Genomic DNA, 16,811 nt, shown 5'->3' with positions numbered 1-16,811 from the left:
CGCCGACCAGACCGCTCCGCTCGCCGGCTCCGACCGCTTGAGGAAGGTCGCGCTCGCCCGGGCGACCGCCGCCCCGTCCTGCTCGACCACGGCGTCGACGAGCATCAGGCGCGGCCCCTCGCGGACCACCGTCGCCGACGCCGACGTCAGGGTCATCCGCGCCGGGCGGAACAGGTCGACGTGGTAGCGCGCCGGGACGAGGTCGTCCCGGCCGCTCTCGGCGACAGTGCGCTCCAGCGCCCGCGCCAGCAACCCGCTGACCGCCACCCCGTGCATCTGGTCGGCGCTCCACAGGCTCTGGGCGAGCGGCATCGGGGTGAAGCCGCCGCCCTCCTCGGCGCGGAACCAGCCGAGGACGAACTCGATCTCGTCAGCGGATCCGCTCACTCGGCGTAGGCATCCATGGGCGGGCACGAGCAGACCAGGTTGCGGTCGCCGTACGCCTGGTCGATGCGCGCCACCGGCGGCCAGTACTTGTCGGCGGTGATACCGGAGGGGAACACGGCCTCCTCGCGGGAGTACTTCCGGTCCCACTCCCCCACCAGCGCCCGCGCGGTGTGCGGGGCGTGGTGGAGCGGCGAGTCGTCGACGGCGATCTCGCCGGCGGCGACCTGCTCGATCTCGCCCTTGATGGCGATCATCGCGTCACAGAACCGGTCGAGCTCGGCGAGGTCCTCGGACTCGGTCGGCTCCACCATCAGGGTGCCGGCGACCGGGAAGGACATCGTCGGCGCGTGGAAGCCGTAGTCGATGAGCCGCTTCGCGACGTCGTCCACGGAGACCCCGGTCTCCTTGGTGATGTCGCGGACGTCGAGGATGCACTCGTGGGCGACCAGGCCGGTGTCGCCGCGATAGAGCACCGGGAAGTGCTCGCCGAGGCGCGCGGCGACGTAGTTGGCCGACAACACCGCGACCGCGGTGGCCCGGGTGAGGCCCTCGGCCCCCATCATCCGCACGTAGGCCCACGAGATCGGCAGGATGCCCGACGACCCGTAGGGCGCCGCGCTGATCGCGCCGACACCGTCGCGCTTGGTCTCGTCCGGGTGCAGCGGGTGGGACGGCAGGTACGGCGCGAGGTGGGCACGCACCGCGACCGGCCCGACGCCCGGGCCGCCCCCTCCGTGCGGGATGCAGAACGTCTTGTGCAGGTTGAGGTGCGAGACGTCGCCGCCGAACTGGCCGGGCTTGGCATACCCGAGGAGGGCGTTGAAGTTGGCGCCGTCGATGTAGACCTGGCCGCCGTGCGCGTGGACGATCTCGCAGAGCTCGGTGATGGTCTCCTCGTAGACGCCGTGCGTCGACGGGTAGGTGACCATGATCGCGGCGAGCGTCTCGGAGTGCTGCTCGCACTTGGCGCGCAGGTCCTCGAGGTCGACGGTGCCGTCCTCGTCTGCCTTGACCACGACGACCGACATGCCGGCCATGACGGCCGATGCCGGGTTGGTGCCGTGGGCCGAGGACGGGATCAGGCACACCCGGCGGCCCTCGTCCCCGTTGGCGTCGTGGAACGCGCGGATGGCGAGCATCCCGGCGAACTCGCCCTGCGAGCCGGCGTTGGGCTGGATCGACACCTTGTCGTAGCCGGTGACCTCGGCGAGCCAGCCCTCGAGCTCGTCGACGAGCGCGCGGTAGCCGGTCGCGTCGGCTGCGGGGACGAACGGGTGCAGGTCGGCGAAGCCCGGCAGCGACACCGGCTCCATCTCCGTCGTGGCGTTGAGCTTCATCGTGCACGAGCCCAGCGGGATCATGCCGCGGTCGAGCGCGTAGTCGCGGTTCGACAGCTTCGCCAGGTAACGCAGCATCGAGGTCTCGTTGTGGTGGGTGTTGAAGACCTCGTGGGTGAGGTACGGCGTGCGCCGCTGGAGCGGGGCCGGCACGACCTCTGCCACCTCGCCTCCGGCTGACGCGCCGAAGGCGGCGAGCACGGCCTCCAGGTCGGCCTCACCTGCGGTCTCGCCGATGCTGATCCCGACGTGGTCGGCGTCGACCGAGCGCAGGTGGACACCGCCCGCCCGTGCTGCCGTGACGACCGCGTCGGCGCCGCCCGGCACCTGCACGAGCAGCGTGTCGAAGTACGCGCTGTGGACGACCCCGATGCCGGCTGCGGACAGCGCGGCTGCGAGTCGGCGGGTGTGGTCGTGGATCTCCTCCGCGATCGCCTTCAGCCCCGCGGGACCGTGATAGACGGCATACATCGACGCGGTCACGGCGAGCAGCACCTGCGCGGTGCAGATGTTGGACGTCGCCTTGTCGCGCCGGATGTGCTGCTCGCGGGTCTGGAGCGCGAGCCGGTAGGCCGGCCGTCCCTCGACGTCGATCGAGACACCGACCAGGCGACCAGGGATCTGTCGCTCCAGACCGGCCGAGACGCTCATGAAGCCGGCGTGCGGCCCGCCGTAGAACAGCGGCACACCGAAGCGCTGGCTCGAGCCGACGACGACATCGGCCCCGAGGGCGCCGGGCGCCTCGAGCAGCGTGAGCGCGAGCAGGTCGGCCGCGACGACAGCGAGGCCACCGCGCTCGTGGACCGCCTCGATGAGCGGGCGTGGGTCCAGGATGCGGCCCGAAGCCCCGGGGTACTGGATGAGGACGCCGGCCACAGCCCCCTCGGGCAGTCCGTCGGTGAGGTCAGCCACGACGACGTCCATGCCGATGGCGTCGGCGCGGGTCTGCACGACGTCGATGGTCTGCGGCAGCGCGTCGGCGTCGATGACGAACGGTCCGGAAAGGTTGCGACGAGCCCGGTGCACGAGCGCCAGCGCCTCGGCGGCCGCGGTGCCCTCGTCGAGGAGGGACGAGCCCGACGTCGGCAGGCCGGTGAGGTCGCTGATCATGGTCTGGAAGTTGAGCAGCGCCTCGAGCCGGCCCTGGGAGATCTCCGGCTGGTACGGCGTGTAGGCGGTGTACCAGCTCGGGTCCTCGAGCACGTTGCGGCGGATCACGGGCGGTGTGATCGTGGCGTGGTAGCCCAGCCCGATCATCGACTCCCCCGGCACGTTGGCGCCGGCGAGCGCGCGCAGCTCGGCGGCGGCGTCGGCCTCGCTGACCGCGGCCGGCAGCGCCAGCGCGTCGGTCGAGCGGATCGACTTCGGCACGGCAGCGTCCATCAGTGCGTCGAGGGACGGGTAGCCGAGCCGGCTCAGCATGGCCTCGACCTGCTGGTCGTCGGGGCCGATGTGACGGTTCACGAAGGGGGCACTCATGGGCAGACAGGTCCTCGGGATCGACGGATCGACGGATCGAGCCCTCCCCCTCTGTCACCCCGCCCTGGGTCCTGCCCAGGACGCGGCTCCACAGTCGCCCGTCCGCACGGTCCTTTTGCCTGAGAGGTTCCGGGGAGGATTTGCCCCTTCGGCGCTGGGTCGGGCCCAGACTCTCCCGCGCGGGATCAGCAGTTGCGAGAATATCAGCCGGTCAGCAGCGCGGCGGGTCAGCCCGCGGTGCGAGCAGCGCGTCGTGCGGCGAGCTCGTCGCCAGCGACCGGGTCGGCCTCGTCCTGGGCGGCGTGCTCGCTGGGCAGCTCAGCGAGGGTGCCCTCGATCTCGCGCCACACACCGCCGATGGCGATGCCGAAGACGCCCTGACCTCCCTGGAGCAGGTCGATGACCTCGTCGTTGCTCGTGCAGTAGTAGACCGAGGCGCCGTCGCTCATCAGCGTGACCTGGGTGAGGTCGTCGGTGCCGCGCTCGCGGAGGTGGGTGACCGCCGTGCGGATCTGCTGCAGCGAGATGCCCGCGTCGAGCAGTCGCTTGATGACCTTGAGGATCAGGATGTCGCGGAAGCTGTAGAGCCGCTGGGTGCCGCTGCCGGAGGCGCCGCGCACGCTGGGCTCGATCAGGCCGGTGCGGGCCCAGTAGTCGAGCTGGCGGTAGGTGATCCCCGCTGCGTTGCAGGCGGTCGGACCGCGGTAGCCGAGGTCGCTCGGGAGCGGCGACACGTCGTCGGTGAAGAGCAGACCCTGCTCCTCTGCGACAACGGCAGCGACGTCGGCAGCCTGGCTGCCAGCGTCGGGCTGGTGCTCGTTCACGCGGTCCTCCGGTCGTGGTCCGGTCGGCGGGGGGAAGATGCCGACACCTCAAGGTACGGCGCTGTGCGTGGCATGGTCAAAGACCCTCACCCGGCGTGTCGCAACTCTCACCCTTTAGTTGAGGGTTTGGGTCCCTTCCGGGGCGCAGGAAGGGCACTAGTGCGCCTCGAAGTCCTCCGGAGAGACGTGGTCGAGGAACTCACGGAACCGCTCGACCTCGTCCTCCTGCTCGGCGGGAACAGCCAGGCCGGCCTCGTCGAGGACGTCCTCGGAGCAGAAGATCGACGTGCCCGTGCGCAGCGCGAGCGCGATCGAGTCCGACGGGCGTGCAGAGACCTCGGCCCCCGAGCCGAAGACGAGCGTCGCGTAGAAGACGCCGTCCTTGACGTCGGTGATCCGCACCTGGGTCAGCTCGCTCCCCGTCGCGGCGAGGATGTCCTTCATGAGGTCGTGCGTGAGCGGCCGCGGCGGGACGACACCCTGCTGGGCGAAGGCGATCGCGGTGGCCTCGACGGCACCGATCCAGATCGGCAGATAGCGGTCTCCCGACACCTCCCGCAGCAGCACGATCGGTTGGTTGGACGGCATCTCCACCCGCACACCCATGACGTCGACCTCGCGCATGCGACCAGACTACTCCGCGCCGGTTGGGCTCGGAGCGGTCCGCCCCAGTCCGTGCGGACCCGGGCTGACGCCGGTCACCGACCGGTCACAGTCGGCGCAGGCCGGCCTTCACCAGGGTCGCGTGAAGGCGCAGCGACAGGGCGGCGATCTCGCTCATCGCCTCCTCGGCACGCGCCGACGCGGCCGCGTCGCGGCTCCTCCGCACCGGGGCGACGACCTGCTCGACGAGTCCGACCTCGCGGTCGGCGGCGGTCTTGAAGGCGCGCAGGTGGCGCGGCTCGAGCCCGAACTCGGCGAGCTCCTTCGCTGCCTGTGCGATCACCAGGGCGTCGGTGTCGTAGTGCCCGGTCGGGAGGGCGCTGATGAGGCCGAAGTCCTCGAGCTGCGCCAGGACGTCCTCGCCGATCTCAGCGATCTTGATCAGCTCCTTGCGGGACAGGCGGAAGTTGTCGGTACGCCGGAAGGACTCCGCGGACGGGAGACCGTCGTCGGCGAGCACGACCTTGGGGACCGTCGGCACCACCGCGTCGATCTGCGGCGGCTCCAGCCCGCGGTCCATCGCGTCGAGGTGCTCGCGGATCACGTTGAGCGGCAGGTAGTGGTCGCGCTTCATCGTCAGGACGTAGCGCAACCGGTCGACGTCGTGCTCGGAGAACTTCCGGTAGCCCGCCGGCGTGCGCTGGGGCTTGATCAGCCCCTCCGCCTCCCAGAACCGGATCTTCGGGATCGTGATGTCAGGGAAGTCGGGGCGCAGCAGGTCGAGGACCTGGCCGATGTTGAGCAGCGCCTCGTGGCGCTCGGCGGACTGGACTCCCACGAGGATCAGACGTCCTCGTGCCCTGCGAAGAACACCAGGCGGTACTTCCCGATCTGGACCTCGTCGCTGTCCTTGAGCGCCACGGTCTCGATGCGGTCGCGGTTGACATAGGTGCCGTTGAGGCTGCCGACGTCGCTCACGGTGTAGGCCTCGCCGGTCCGGTTGAAGACCGCGTGCCGGCGCGAGACCGTCACGTCGTCGAGGAAGATCTCGCTCTCGGGGTGGCGGCCGGCATTGACGACCTCCTGGTCGAGGAGGAAGCGGCTGCCGGCACCCNGGGCCCTCCTGGACGACCAGCAGCGCCGAGCCGACCGGGAGGGCGTCGACCGCCGCGGCGTCGATCGCGCTCAGCTGGCGGTCGGAGGTCTCGACCTTGTCGCCGCCGACGAAGGTGATCGTGGCCGTGGCGTCACTCGGATCGATCGTCGGCTCCGGCGTGACCAGGCGGGTGCCGCACTGGGAGCAGAACCGGGCGTCGTCCGGGTTCTGTCGACCGCAAGCGGTGCAGAAAGGCATCAGTTCTCCTCGAGCGGTCCCTCAAGATGAGGGTCAGGGTGAGGTTGAGGTCGCAGGTCCGAACCTACACGCTCAGCCAGCGATCTGGGCCTCGTAACCCGCCGCGTCGAGGAGCTGGTCGACCTCGCCCGCGTCGCCGGGCACGATCTCGAAGAGCCAGCCCTCACCGTAGGGGTCGCTGTTGACCAGCTCGGGGGTCGCGTCCAGCGCGTCGTTGCGCGCGACGACCTCGCCGGTGACCGGCGCGTAGACGTCGCTGACCGACTTGGTGGACTCGAGCTCGCCGCAGGCGCTGCCGGCCGTGAGGGTCGCGCCGACGTCGGGGAGGGACACGTAGACGATGTCGCCGAGGGCGTCCTGGGCGAAGTCGGTGATGCCGACACGCACCGATCCGGGCTGCTCACCGGGCGTGCGGAGCCACTCGTGCTCGACGGTGTACTTGAGGTCCTCAGGCGTCATGGGGCGAAGGCTACTCACCAGGGTCGGGCGCGGAGAAGTCAGGTTCCTCCAGCTCGACCACCGTCTCGATGTCGATCGAGCTCAGCTCGTCGACGTCGAGGTCCGCGCCGTCCTCCTGGAGCTGCTGTCGGGGACCGAGCAGGAACTCCAGCGACGACGCGAGCAGCGACGGGTCACCGATGACGTCGAGGACGTACGGCGCCTCGACGAGCTCGCCGTCGACGAGGAACCCGCCCTCGGTCTCCTCGAAGGACGTCTGAGCGACGATCCGCACGGTGCCGTTGAGCTGCATCGCCTCCGCCTGGGCGGTGCGCAGCTCCTCGATCGTGTCGAGCATCGAGGAGAGCGAGACCCGCCCGGTCTCCTCGACGATGGTGATCCGGATACCCGGGCCGGTCACCGGCACCAGCCCGGCGAGGACGTTGAGCTCGTCGACGTCCTCCTGGGCCTGCTCGAGGGCCGCCCGGCGTGCACTGGTGTCGTCCTGGAGCTCGTCGCGGACCTCCTCGAGCTCGGCGATCTCCTCCTCGGAGCGCTGGCGGGTGCCGGCGAGCGCCGAGAGGATGTCGATGAGCTCCTGCTCGCGCTGGCCCGCGTAGGTGTCGTCGGTCTCGTTGGCTCGGACCTGGGTGACGCCGGCGAAGCCGAGGACGGCGAGCAGCACGCCCACCACCACCTGGCGTCGGGACGGCCGCGCGAGACCCGCGACGATCCGCTGCCGCGGCCCGTCCTGCGGCTCCTTCGGCGGGCCCTTCGGCAGGTCCTTCGGCAGGTTCGTGCCCGCGTCCTGGTCGTCAGGCATGGAAGACGTGCCTCCGGATGGCGGCCACGTTGGTGAAGATCCGGATCCCGAGGACGACGATCACGCCCGTCGAGAGCTGGCCGCCGACGCCGAGCCGGTCGCCGAGGTAGACGATCCCCGAGGCGATGACGACGTTGCTGATGAACGAGACGACGAAGACCTTGTCGTCGAAGATGCCGTCCAGATACGCGCGCAGCGCGCCGAACACCGCGTCGAGCGCGGCCACGACCGCGATGGGCAGGTAGGGCTCCAGGCCGATCGGGACGTCGGGCTGGAAGACGAACCCGAGGAGCACACCGGCGAGCAGGCCGAGAACTGCGATCACTGGCTACTCGCCTCCTTCGTCCGGCACGGGTCCGCTCTCCGTGATCTCCGTGGCAGACCTTAGGTTGCGCAGCCGCGGCGGCGCAGCAGGCAGGCGGAGCTCGTCCACATTGTCCACTTCGTAGCTCCAGCCGTAGTCGGCGGCCAGCACCGAGAACGCCGCACCGCTGCTCGTCTCGAGCAGGTTGGCCGACAGCGTGTCCTTGTTGCCGACCACCTCGACCAGGTACGGCGGGGCGATGCCGATGCTGTTGACCTCGATCGCCCTCCCGGAGTTGCGGATCGGCGACCGCAGCGACAGCCGCTGGTTGTTGATCGCGACCGCCTCGGCGCCCGCGGTCCAGAGCGCGTTGACGAGCAGGGCCAGGTCGGAGTCCCGGATGTGCTCGGTGTCGGGGTCGGCGTACGGCGCGTTGTCGAGCCGGATGTCGATCCCCTCCCCCGTCACCGGGGTGAAGCCGGTGACGCCGCCGAGCTGGTCGGCGCGCCCCTCCGCGTCGCTCACGGCCGAGCCGAGGCGGCGCAGCCCCTCGTCTCCCTCGGCGATCTCCTCACGCAGGTCGGAGATCTGCCCCTGCTGGGCCTGGACGAGTGCGCGGCCGGTCTCGATCCGGTCGATGAGGGTCTCGCGGCTCGCGGTGTCGATGTCGGCGTCGCGCGACGCCTGGGCACCGGCCACCGTCACCAGGGCGCCGAAGACGGCGACCACGCTCACCACGCCGATCCGGCCGGACCAGCGGGACCGCCCGAGCGGACGCGGCGTACCACTGGCGATCCGTCGGCGGGCGACCATCTGGTAGTCCCGCTCCAGTGCCTCGGCGGTGATCAGAGCCAGCAGCGGCGTGCGCATCCGTTCGGCGGCATCGTCCCGGCTGTCGGGCTGGTCGGTCATCAGGTCCCCGCAGACCGCGCCGGACGGCGTTCGGTCGTCGCCATCAGCTTGCGCACCTGCCAGGCGTAGAGGACGCCCGCCCACCAGTAGAGACCGATCCCCCACAGGGCGAGGGCCCACCCGAACATCTGGGCGAGGGTCGCGACGGCCCCGGTGCCGTCACCGAGCAGGAGCAGCGGGAAGGCGTAGAGCAGGTTGAACGTCGCCGCCTTGCCGAGGAAGTGCACCGGCAGCGCGCTGTAGCCCCGGGTCCGCAGCAGCGGCACCAGACCCCACAACAGCAGGTCGCGCAACGGCAACGACACCGCCAGCCACCACGGGATCACCTCGCGCAGGGCGAGCCCGACCACGACCGCCAGGATGTAGAGCCGGTCGGCGACCGGGTCGAGGATCTGGCCCAGGGCCGACTGCTGGTTGAGCTTGCGTGCCAGCCAGCCGTCGAGGAAGTCCGTCACCCCGGAGACCATGAGCACGACCAGCGCCCACGCGTCTTCCTCGGGGCCGAGCACCAGCCAGAGGAAGAGCGGCACGCCAGCGAGCCGCAGAGCGCTCAGCACGTTGGGGATGGTGAAAACAGCGGTCGACTCACCGTCGTCACGCGTCGTCGCCCCTGCCACGTTGGACACCCTAGTCAGGGGTCACCCGACATCGTCGGAATGGGCCGCGTCGCGGATCTCGCCGACGAGCTCCTCGATGACGTCCTCGAGGGCCGCGACCCCCAAGGTGCTGCCGTCCGCAGCGACCACCCGCGCCATGTGGGCGCCACGTCGTTGGAGGTGCTCGAGGACGTCATGGAGCAGGGCGTCCTCCCCCACCGTCGCGAACGGGCGCACCCAACGGTCGGCGATCGGCCGGAGCCGGCGGCTCTCGTCGGGCTCGAGCACGTCCTTGATGTGCAGGTAGCCCACCAGCTCAGGTGCCCCGTCCGGACCGTCGGGGCCGTCGACCACGGGGAACCGGCTGTAGCCCGTCGCGGCGCAGACCGCCTCGACGTCGGCACCGGTCGAGCCACGCCGGACGGTGGTGAGCGACGCTGGCGGCATCATCACCCCGGCGACCGTCTTCTCGGTGAAGCCGAGGGCGCCCGCGAGGCGGTCGTACTCGTCCTCGGCGATGAGGCCCTCGCCACGCGACTCCTCCACGAGCGCCGCTACCTCCTCACGGGTGAAGCTGGAGCCGATCTCGTCCTTGGGCTGGACGCGCAGCAGTCGCAGGATCACCCTGGCCATCAGGTCCAGCGCCACGATCGCCGGCCGCAGCAGGGTGACCAGCGCCAGCATCGGCGGCGCGAGGAGGAGGACGGCGCGGTCGGGTCCCGCGAGCGCGACGTTCTTGGGAACCATCTCCCCGAGCACGACGTGCAGGAACCCGACGATGCTGAGCGCGACGGCGAACCCCACGGGGTGGAGCAGCTCGTGCGGGAGGTGCGCCGCCTCGAAGATCGGCTCGATCAGGTGGGAGATCGCCGGCTCGGAGATCGCGCCGAGCAGCAGCGAGCAGACCGTCACGCCGAGCTGGATGCCTGCGATCATGTGCGGCATCTGGCCGAAGGCCCGCAGCGTGATCCGGGCCAGCCGTGAGCCGGCCTGGGCGCGGGGCTCGATCTGGCTGCGGCGGGCCGCGATGAGCGCGAACTCGGTCCCGACGAAGAACGCGTTGCCGGCGAGCAGCACGACGGTCAGCACGAGGGCGGCGACCTCACTCATCGACGACCACCACCTCGACGCGCAGCGCGAGCCGGTCGATCCGCAGCCCGTCCATGTGCTCGACGGTCAGCACCGCCTGGCGCAGGGGGTCGTCCTCGTCCTCGCGCTGCTCCACGAGGGGTACGACGACCTGCTCGCCCGGCACGGGGATCCGCCCGACGGCCTTGAGGAACAAGCCGGCGATGGTGTCGTAGTCCTCGCTCTCGGGGAGCTGGAAGCCGGTCAGGTCCTCCACCTCGTCGGGTCGGAGCAGCCCGGAGACCGACCAGGTCCCGTCGCGGCGCAGCCGGCCCCGGCTGCCCAGCCGGTCGTGCTCGTCGGCGATGTCGCCGACGATCTCCTCGACCACGTCCTCGAGGGTCACGATGCCGGCATGACCGCCGTACTCGTCGAGGACGACGGCCAGCTGGAAGCCGTCGCGTCGCAGCAGTGCCATCAGCGGGTCGAGCCGCAGGCTGTCCGGGACCACGATCGGCTTGGCCATCAGGTGCTTGACCCGCGTGGTCGCCCGTTCGGGGACCGGCAGCGCGACCGCGTTCTTCACGTGCACGGTGCCGATGACCGCGTCGTGCTCGTCGAGGACCGGGAACCGGGAGTGACCGGTCTCGCGGGCCAGGTCGATGATCGCGCTCGCGCGGTCGTTCTCCTCCAGCGACCGGGTGCGCACCCGCGGGGTCATGATCTCCCCGGCGGTGCGGGTGCCGAACTCGACCGACTTCTCCATCAGCTCCGCGGTGTCGGCGTCGAGCGTCCCGACGTCGGCGCTGCGTTGGATGAGCGAGGCGAGCTCGGTCGAGCTGCGGGCGGAGCGCAGCTCCTCCTGCGGTTCGATGCCGAACCACCGGACGATCGCGTTGGCCGCCCCGTTGAGGACGCGGATCGGCCCCCGGATGGCGGTGGTGAAGGACCGCATCGGCCCCTGCGTCGCCCGTGCGGTCGCGAGCGGCAGCGCCAGGGCGACGTTCTTGGGCACGAGCTCGCCGATGAGCATGGTGAACACGGTGCTGAGCACGAGGGCGGTCGTCAGCGCCACCGGGCCGACCGCTCCCTCGGAGACCCCTGCGGACTCCAGCGGTGGCCGCAGCAGCTCGGAGATCGCCGGCTCGGCGAGGAAGCCGATGCCCAGGTTGGTCGCCGTGATCCCGACCTGTGCCCCCGAGAGCTGGGTCGACAGCGACCGCAGCGCGCGCTGCACGCCGACCGCAGTCGCGTCGCCCTCGGCGGCGGCCTTGTCGACCTGGCTGCGGTCGACGGTGACGAACGCGAACTCGGCCGCGACGAACATGCCGCAGGCGAGGACGAGCACGATCGCGAGCGCGAGCAGGAGGAGCGCTGTGGTCATTGTCGGTTCATCAAAGGCGGCTCGGTCTTCGCCCGTATCTCGTCCCCGGTGACGCCGGGGGCCAGCTCGACCAGGTGCAGCCCGTCGGGCTCGATGTCGATCACGCCGAGGTCGGTGATGATCCGCTGCACCACCCGCAGGCCCGTGTAGGGCAGCGAGCACTCGTTGACGATCTTGAAACCACCGTCGGGTGCCGTGTGCTCCATCAGCACGATGACCCGCTTCGCGCCGTGGACCAGGTCCATCGCGCCGCCCATGCCCTTGACCATCTTGCCGGGGATCATCCAGTTCGCGATGTCACCGGTGACCGACACCTGCATCGCACCCAGGATCGCCGCGTCGATCTTGCCGCCCCGGATCATGCCGAAGGAGGTCGCGGAGTCGAAGAACGACGCGCCACGGTTGACCGTGACCGTCTCCTTGCCCGCGTTGATGAGGTCCGGGTGCACCTTGTCCTCGGTCGGGTAGGGACCGACACCGAGGATGCCGTTCTCGGACTGGAGGATCAGCTCCACCCCCTCGGGGACGTAGTTGGGGACCAGCGTCGGGAGGCCGATCCCGAGATTCACGTAGGAACCGTCGACGAGCTCGGAAGCCGCCCGCGCCGCCATCTGCTCGCGAGTCCAGCTCACGGGGTCACCGTCCTCTTCTCGATGCGCTTGTCAGCGGCCTGCTCTGGTGTCAGGGCGAGCACGCGATGCACGAACACCCCCGGCGTGTGGATGTTGTTCGGGTCCAGCTCGCCCGGCTCCACCAGCTCCTCGACCTCCGCGATCGTGATCCGACCGCACATGGCGGCCAACGGGTTGAAGTTGCGTGCGGAGTCCCGGTAGACGAGGTTGCCGTGCCGGTCGCCCCTCCAGGCCCGCACGATCCCGAAGTCCGCGACGATCGCCTCCTCGAGGACGTAGTCGCGTCCGCCGAAGGACCTGACTTCCTTGGGGGGCGAGGCGACCACGACCGTCCCAGCGGCGTCGTACCGCCACGGGAGGCCACCGTCCGCGACCTGGGTCCCGACGCCGGTGGCGGTAAAGAACGCCGGGATCCCTGACCCGCCGGCGCGCATCCGCTCGGCCAGGGTGCCCTGCGGGGTCAGCTCCACCTCGAGCTCACCGGAGAGGTACTGCCGGGCGAACTCCTTGTTCTCCCCGACGTAGGAGGACACCATCCGGCGCAGCCGACGGGCGAACAGCAGCCGCCCCAGCCCCCACTCATCGACACCGCAGTTGTTCGAGACCGCCTCCAGGTCTCGAGCGCCCTGCTCCAGGAGAGCCTCGATCAGGACCGACGGGATCCCGCACAACCCGAAGCCGCCCACCGACACCGTCGCGCCGTCGGGAATGTCCGCAACCGCGTCGGCTGCACTGGCTACCACCTTGTCCATGAGGCGAACTCTAGGATGTCGACCGTGAGCGAGCTCTCCCAGCGGCGCCTCGCGATGTTGTTCTCCGACATCGAGGGCTCGACGTTGCACGCCAACCGGCTGGGCCAGGGCTGGAAGGAAGTGCTGCGCCTGCACCGCGAGACCTGCCGGCGCGCCTGGGCTGCTCATCAGGGCCACGAGGTCGACACGGCCGGCGACGGGTTCTTCGTCGTCTTCGGGTCGGTCCGCGACGCCGTCGACGCCGCCATCCAGGCGCAGCGCGAGCTCGGCGAGGTCACCTGGCCCGGCGACCGTCCGATCCGATCACGGACGGGTCTCCACGTCGGCATGGTGGCGTCGTACGACGGCAGCTTCGTCGGCTACGACGTGCACCGCGCGGCACGGATCATGGGCACCGCGAGCGGTGGCCAGATCGTCGCGTCCCAGGCGGTCGTCTCCGACTTCGACACCCGTCCCGAGGGCCTGGAGATCACCGACCTCGGTGCGCACCCGATCAAGGACCTCGCTGAGGACGAGCGCCTCTTCCAGATCCACGCCGAGGGCATGCTGACGTCGTTCCCGCGGATCAAGTCGCTCGGCACCTCGGGCGCGGCCGCCGCGGTCGTCGCGCGGACCCTCTACCGACCCGCGGCCGTCTCGACCGCCGAGCTGGTGATGACCGACGGCCGGACGATCAAGGTCGACGAGAACGGTCTGCGGATCGGACGGATGCCCGACAACGACCTGGTGCTGGGTGACGAGCTCGTCAGCCGCCACCACTGCGCGATCACCGGCACCCCGGCCGGTTTCGTGCTCACCGACCTCCAGTCGACGCACGGCACCAAGGTCAACGAGATCCGGGTCTCCACCCCCGTCCCGCTCGGGGACGGCGACGAGCTGGTGGTCGGCGCGACCCGGATCAGGTTCCGAGTGGCGCAGGGTTGACCTCCGGCTCGTTCGGGAGCTCGCGGACCGCGGCACCGAACGTCTCGATGGTCTCGGCGAGCGCCCGCGCCTCCGACTGGCCGAGCGAGAGGACCTCCAGGGGCGACGTCGCACGGACCGTCGCCGTGCGCCGGGTCTGCTCGAACACGGCCTTCTCGCCGAAGTGGTCACCGGCCCCCAGGGTCGTGACCACCACCTCGCCCTCAGGCGTCTCGCGGAGGATGTCGGCCGTGCCGCTGGCGATCACGTAGATCTGCTGCCCGACCTCACCCTGGCGGACGACCGCCTGGCCCTGCTCGTAGTGCTCCCGCCGCAGCCCGAACGGCGGCGCGACCCGGACGCCGACGATGTCGCGACCGAAGATCGGCGCCATCATCCAGTCGAAGGCGATGTCGGCCTTGCGCTCCCAGGTCGGGACGAACCACCAGAAGAACGTGCGCCAGAGGATCCAGGCCGGCAGGCCGTAGAACCGCATCCCCTTGAGGTGGGACACGGCCTTCCGACGCCCCAGCGAGCAGGCGTCGCCGAGCCCCGCGAACGTGAACTTCTTCAGCGGCTTGCCCGCCATCCGGCGCTGGATGTTGCGGCCGATCTGGCGACCGCCGTACATCCCGTAGATGGCGACCGCCGGGCAGGTCCCGCCCTGGGGGTGCGGGACCGCGGCGCAGTCGCCGGCCGCCCAGACGTTGTCGGTGCCGAGCACCTGGACGTTCTCGTCGGTGATGATCCGACCGCGCTCGTCGCGCTCGTAGGGCATCAGGTCGACCAACGGCGAGAGGGCGGTGCCGGAGGAGCTGATGATCGACCTGGTCGGGACGACGGTCCCGTCGGACAGGATCGCCTCGTCCCTGGTCGCGGCGGTGATCCGGGTGCCGGTGAGCACCTCGACCCCACCCTTGGCGATGGTGCGCTCGGCGTAGCCGATGAGCTTCGGCTGCCGGGTGGCGAGCTCGGGCAGGATCCGGTCGCCCGAGTGCACCAGCAGCACCCGGATCTCGCTGTCGTCGATCCCGGGGTACTCCTTGCGGGCCAACCGGCGGAAGTAGTCCATGAGCTCGGTGGCGACCTCGACGCCGCCGAAGCCGCCGCCGACCACGATGAACGTCAGCAGCCGCTGACGCTCGACCGGGTCGGTCTCGATCTCCGCCATCTCGAGCATCGCCAGCAGGTGGTTGCGGACCTTGAAGTTGTCGGCGAACGTCTTGAGCTGGAACGCGTGCTGGGCGATCCCGGGATAGCGGGCCAGGTCGTCGATGGAGCCGAGGGCGACCACGAGGTCGTCGTACTCCAGCACGGTCTCCTTGCCGTCGAGCAGCCGCGAGGTCGTCACCGTCCGCTGCGCGACGTCGACCGACTTGATCTCTGCGTTGTGGAACCGCGCTGGCGGGAACAGCCGTCGCGCCGGGCTGGTGATGTTGGTCGGTGACACCTTGCCGGTCAGCATCTCGGCGATGAAGCCGTGGAAGGTGTGGAAGTTGTCGCGGCTGACGATGGTGAGCTCGACGTCGCCCCGGTTGATGGCCTTCTTCAGCGAACGCGCCAGGTAGATCGCCGTCCAGCCGCCCCCCAGGCAGACGACTCTCACGGGGCGCGCGGGCGGCGCCGTGTCCTCGGCTCGGGTCATGGGGACTCTTCCTCCGTCCATCGGGAGATCGCGTCGACGGCCGACCGGTAGCCGACCTCGACGATCTCGTCCAGGTGTCGCATGTCGAGGGTGTCGTACTGGGCGACCGGAGGCGCGATGAAACGCACGTCGCTGCGCAACCGTTGCGTCGAGGCAGCGCGGTCGCTGGCCAGCGTCGCGGTGCGCTCGAGGATCCGGACGATGCTCGGGAACGCCGTGCCGGCCGACTGGCGCAACTTGTGCCGGACCACGTCGACGATGCCGGGGGCCTGCTCCCAGTGCATCCCGACGGAGAAGGTCCGGGGCGGCGACACGTCGCTCGCGATGACGGAGCCGGTGCCGGTGCGGCTCATCGGGTCCACCGGCAGGTTGTCGAGCACTCCCCCGTCGACCAGCAGCTCGCCGCGGTCGATGACCGGAGCGACGATGCCCGGGATGGACACGCTCGCCAGCACGTACCGCGCCAACGGCCCGCTCGTGTGGATCATGCTGCGGTTGCGGGTCAGGTTGGTCGAGGTGCAGAAGAACTCGCGTGCCTGGTCCTCGATCCGCGCGGTCCCGAACGCGCCCGCCATCGCCAACCGGCTGCGGCGGGACCCGTGGAGGGCGACGAACGGGAGCGTGAAGCCCTTGAGCGGACGGATCTCGTGCCAGATCTCCCGGTTGGCCTCGACGATCTCCGCCGCCGTGAGCCCGGTCGACCACAGCCCGCCGACGAGAGCGCCCATGCTGCTGCCGCCCACCCGGTCGATCTCGATGCCGGCCTCGGTCAGTGCGCGGAGCACCCCGATGTGGGCGAAGCCACGGGCGCCACCGCCGCCGAGCACCAGCCCGGTCGCCTTCCCCGTGAGGTGACGGGCGAGCCGGCGCCAGTCCTCGTCGGCGTCCGCGACGACGTGCGACTGGCGGGTGAGGTCCCCCGCGTCCCGCCACAGCGCCGTCAACCCTCCCGGCGGCCGGCCGCCGCGGTGGACGAGCACCAGCTCGCGCGGGACCTCGGGCGCGATCGCGGCGACGTGGGACAGCAGCGCCCGGGACTGCCGGTCGGGACGCATCCCACCAGGAGCGACGACGAGCACCCGGTCCGCCCGGCGGACTGCCCGTTCGGTCCACGCCGACTCCGCATCGCCGTCGGCGAGCAGCAGGATCAGCGGGTGCTCGACCTCGGCGGTGTCGAAGTAGTCCGCGAGGGCCCGCTCGTGCTCCGAGCCCGCGGGAGACCGCGCCGCGCCGCGGCCGAGCTCCCGGTCCACCAGGTCGGGGCCGATCGCCCAGAGCGGGGTCGCTGCGCCCAGCGCGGCAGCGAGTGCCGCGGCATCGGCGCCCGCCGCGGGGACCACGGCGACCGTCGCCGGTGCGGACGTTCGACG

The 16,811-nt window shown here is 70.7% G+C and carries 16 protein-coding genes, 3 pseudogenes and 1 riboswitch; of the genes and pseudogenes, 1 reads left to right on the top strand and 18 read right to left on the bottom strand.

The annotated features are described in order from the left end of the window. The 16 genes and pseudogenes from H0487_RS17035 to H0487_RS16960 form a co-directional block, all read right to left on the bottom strand. Positions 1-387 (bottom strand): acyl-CoA thioesterase domain-containing protein (locus H0487_RS17035; protein ID WP_312855992.1); only part of this gene is annotated, 387 nt, incomplete at its 3' end. After that, a complete protein-coding gene (gene gcvP, locus H0487_RS17030) occupies positions 384-3,203 on the bottom strand; it encodes an aminomethyl-transferring glycine dehydrogenase (protein ID WP_183095424.1) in 2,820 nt (939 codons plus the stop codon). The genes gcvP and H0487_RS17035, both read right to left, overlap by 4 nt. Positions 3,204-3,300: 97 nt before the next feature. Beyond that, positions 3,301-3,391, bottom strand: a riboswitch (glycine riboswitch). 39 nt (positions 3,392-3,430) lie between these two features. Then, on the bottom strand, positions 3,431-4,027 hold the full coding sequence (locus tag H0487_RS17025) for a MerR family transcriptional regulator (protein ID WP_183095423.1): 597 nt from the start codon (positions 4,025-4,027) through the stop codon (positions 3,431-3,433). Between the two features lie 156 nt (positions 4,028-4,183). Beyond that, a complete protein-coding gene (locus H0487_RS17020) occupies positions 4,184-4,651 on the bottom strand; it encodes a bifunctional nuclease family protein (protein WP_183095422.1) in 468 nt (155 codons plus the stop codon). 85 nt (positions 4,652-4,736) lie between these two features. Continuing rightward, positions 4,737-5,420: pseudogene (ftsR, locus tag H0487_RS17015) on the bottom strand (transcriptional regulator FtsR); the annotation flags it as partial. Between the two features lie 53 nt (positions 5,421-5,473). Then, positions 5,474-5,680: pseudogene (locus H0487_RS24550) on the bottom strand (FHA domain-containing protein); the annotation flags it as partial. A 259-nt stretch (positions 5,681-5,939) separates the two neighbouring features. Next, positions 5,940-5,984: pseudogene (locus tag H0487_RS24545) on the bottom strand (hypothetical protein); the annotation flags it as partial. A 72-nt stretch (positions 5,985-6,056) separates the two neighbouring features. Then, positions 6,057-6,443 carry a glycine cleavage system protein GcvH gene (gene gcvH / locus H0487_RS17000; protein ID WP_183095421.1) on the bottom strand — a complete coding sequence of 129 codons (387 nt, stop codon included), beginning with the start codon at positions 6,441-6,443 and terminating at the stop codon, positions 6,057-6,059. Between the two features lie 10 nt (positions 6,444-6,453). Next, the gene (locus H0487_RS16995) at positions 6,454-7,245 is read right to left on the bottom strand and encodes a DUF881 domain-containing protein (RefSeq protein WP_183095420.1); all 792 of its coding nucleotides are present in this window, start codon (positions 7,243-7,245) and stop codon (positions 6,454-6,456) included. Continuing rightward, the gene (locus H0487_RS16990; protein ID WP_183095419.1) at positions 7,238-7,570 is read right to left on the bottom strand and encodes a small basic family protein; all 333 of its coding nucleotides are present in this window, start codon (positions 7,568-7,570) and stop codon (positions 7,238-7,240) included. The genes H0487_RS16995 and H0487_RS16990 overlap by 8 nt, the downstream gene beginning before the upstream one ends. A 3-nt stretch (positions 7,571-7,573) precedes the next feature. Then, positions 7,574-8,461: a DUF881 domain-containing protein gene (locus H0487_RS16985; protein WP_183095418.1), complete on the bottom strand. Its 888-nt coding sequence runs from the start codon at positions 8,459-8,461 to the stop codon at positions 7,574-7,576. After that, entirely contained in the window at positions 8,461-9,078 is a 618-nt protein-coding gene (gene clsA / locus H0487_RS16980) for a cardiolipin synthase ClsA (protein ID WP_183095417.1), read from the bottom strand. Before clsA ends, H0487_RS16985 begins: the two co-directional genes overlap by 1 nt. 21 nt (positions 9,079-9,099) lie before the next feature. Beyond that, complete coding sequence (locus H0487_RS16975) at positions 9,100-10,167, bottom strand: hemolysin family protein (protein WP_183095416.1); 1,068 nt, start codon at positions 10,165-10,167, stop codon at positions 9,100-9,102. After that, a complete protein-coding gene (locus H0487_RS16970; RefSeq protein ID WP_183095415.1) occupies positions 10,160-11,509 on the bottom strand; it encodes a hemolysin family protein in 1,350 nt (449 codons plus the stop codon). Before H0487_RS16970 ends, H0487_RS16975 begins: the two co-directional genes overlap by 8 nt. Next, positions 11,506-12,141, bottom strand: coding sequence for a CoA transferase subunit B (locus H0487_RS16965; protein WP_183095414.1), 636 nt, complete (start codon positions 12,139-12,141; stop codon positions 11,506-11,508). The genes H0487_RS16970 and H0487_RS16965 overlap by 4 nt, the downstream gene beginning before the upstream one ends. Beyond that, entirely contained in the window at positions 12,138-12,893 is a 756-nt protein-coding gene (locus H0487_RS16960) for a CoA transferase subunit A (protein WP_183095413.1), read from the bottom strand. The genes H0487_RS16965 and H0487_RS16960 overlap by 4 nt, the downstream gene beginning before the upstream one ends. A 24-nt stretch (positions 12,894-12,917) precedes the next feature. On the opposite strand from H0487_RS16960, the gene H0487_RS16955 reads away from it, so the two are divergent. Beyond that, positions 12,918-13,817: an adenylate/guanylate cyclase domain-containing protein gene (locus tag H0487_RS16955; RefSeq protein WP_183095412.1), complete on the top strand. Its 900-nt coding sequence runs from the start codon at positions 12,918-12,920 to the stop codon at positions 13,815-13,817. On the opposite strand, the gene H0487_RS16950 is transcribed toward H0487_RS16955, so the two are convergent. Both H0487_RS16950 and H0487_RS23995 read right to left on the bottom strand, forming a co-directional pair. After that, entirely contained in the window at positions 13,792-15,441 is a 1,650-nt protein-coding gene (locus tag H0487_RS16950; RefSeq protein WP_183095411.1) for an FAD-dependent oxidoreductase, read from the bottom strand. The genes H0487_RS16955 and H0487_RS16950 overlap by 26 nt on opposite strands. Further along, positions 15,438-16,811 (bottom strand): patatin-like phospholipase family protein (locus H0487_RS23995; RefSeq protein ID WP_220793515.1); only part of this gene is annotated, 1,374 nt, incomplete at its 5' end. The genes H0487_RS16950 and H0487_RS23995, both read right to left, overlap by 4 nt.

It is taken from the genome of Nocardioides stalactiti (assembly GCF_014180715.1).
In the GTDB taxonomy this organism is placed as follows: Bacteria; Actinomycetota; Actinomycetes; order Propionibacteriales; family Nocardioidaceae; genus Nocardioides; species Nocardioides stalactiti.
The sequence above is the reverse complement of the archived record's forward strand: the minus strand, read 5'-3'. Positions and strand labels throughout refer to the sequence as shown.

Excerpts from the sequence above, each read along its gene's own strand:
- gcvP (WP_183095424.1), bottom strand. The coding sequence starts at position 3,203 with ATGAGTGCCCCCTTCGTGAACCGTCACATCGGCCCCGACGACCAGCAG.
- H0487_RS17020 (WP_183095422.1), bottom strand. The coding sequence starts at position 4,651 with ATGCGCGAGGTCGACGTCATGGGTGTGCGGGTGGAGATGCCGTCCAAC.
- gcvH (WP_183095421.1), bottom strand. The coding sequence starts at position 6,443 with ATGACGCCTGAGGACCTCAAGTACACCGTCGAGCACGAGTGGCTCCGC.
- H0487_RS16995 (WP_183095420.1), bottom strand. The coding sequence starts at position 7,245 with ATGCCTGACGACCAGGACGCGGGCACGAACCTGCCGAAGGACCTGCCG.
- H0487_RS16985 (WP_183095418.1), bottom strand. The coding sequence starts at position 8,461 with ATGACCGACCAGCCCGACAGCCGGGACGATGCCGCCGAACGGATGCGC.
- H0487_RS16975 (WP_183095416.1), bottom strand. The coding sequence starts at position 10,167 with ATGAGTGAGGTCGCCGCCCTCGTGCTGACCGTCGTGCTGCTCGCCGGC.
- H0487_RS16970 (WP_183095415.1), bottom strand. The coding sequence starts at position 11,509 with ATGACCACAGCGCTCCTCCTGCTCGCGCTCGCGATCGTGCTCGTCCTC.
- H0487_RS16960 (WP_183095413.1), bottom strand. The coding sequence starts at position 12,893 with ATGGACAAGGTGGTAGCCAGTGCAGCCGACGCGGTTGCGGACATTCCC.
- H0487_RS16950 (WP_183095411.1), bottom strand. The coding sequence starts at position 15,441 with ATGACCCGAGCCGAGGACACGGCGCCGCCCGCGCGCCCCGTGAGAGTC.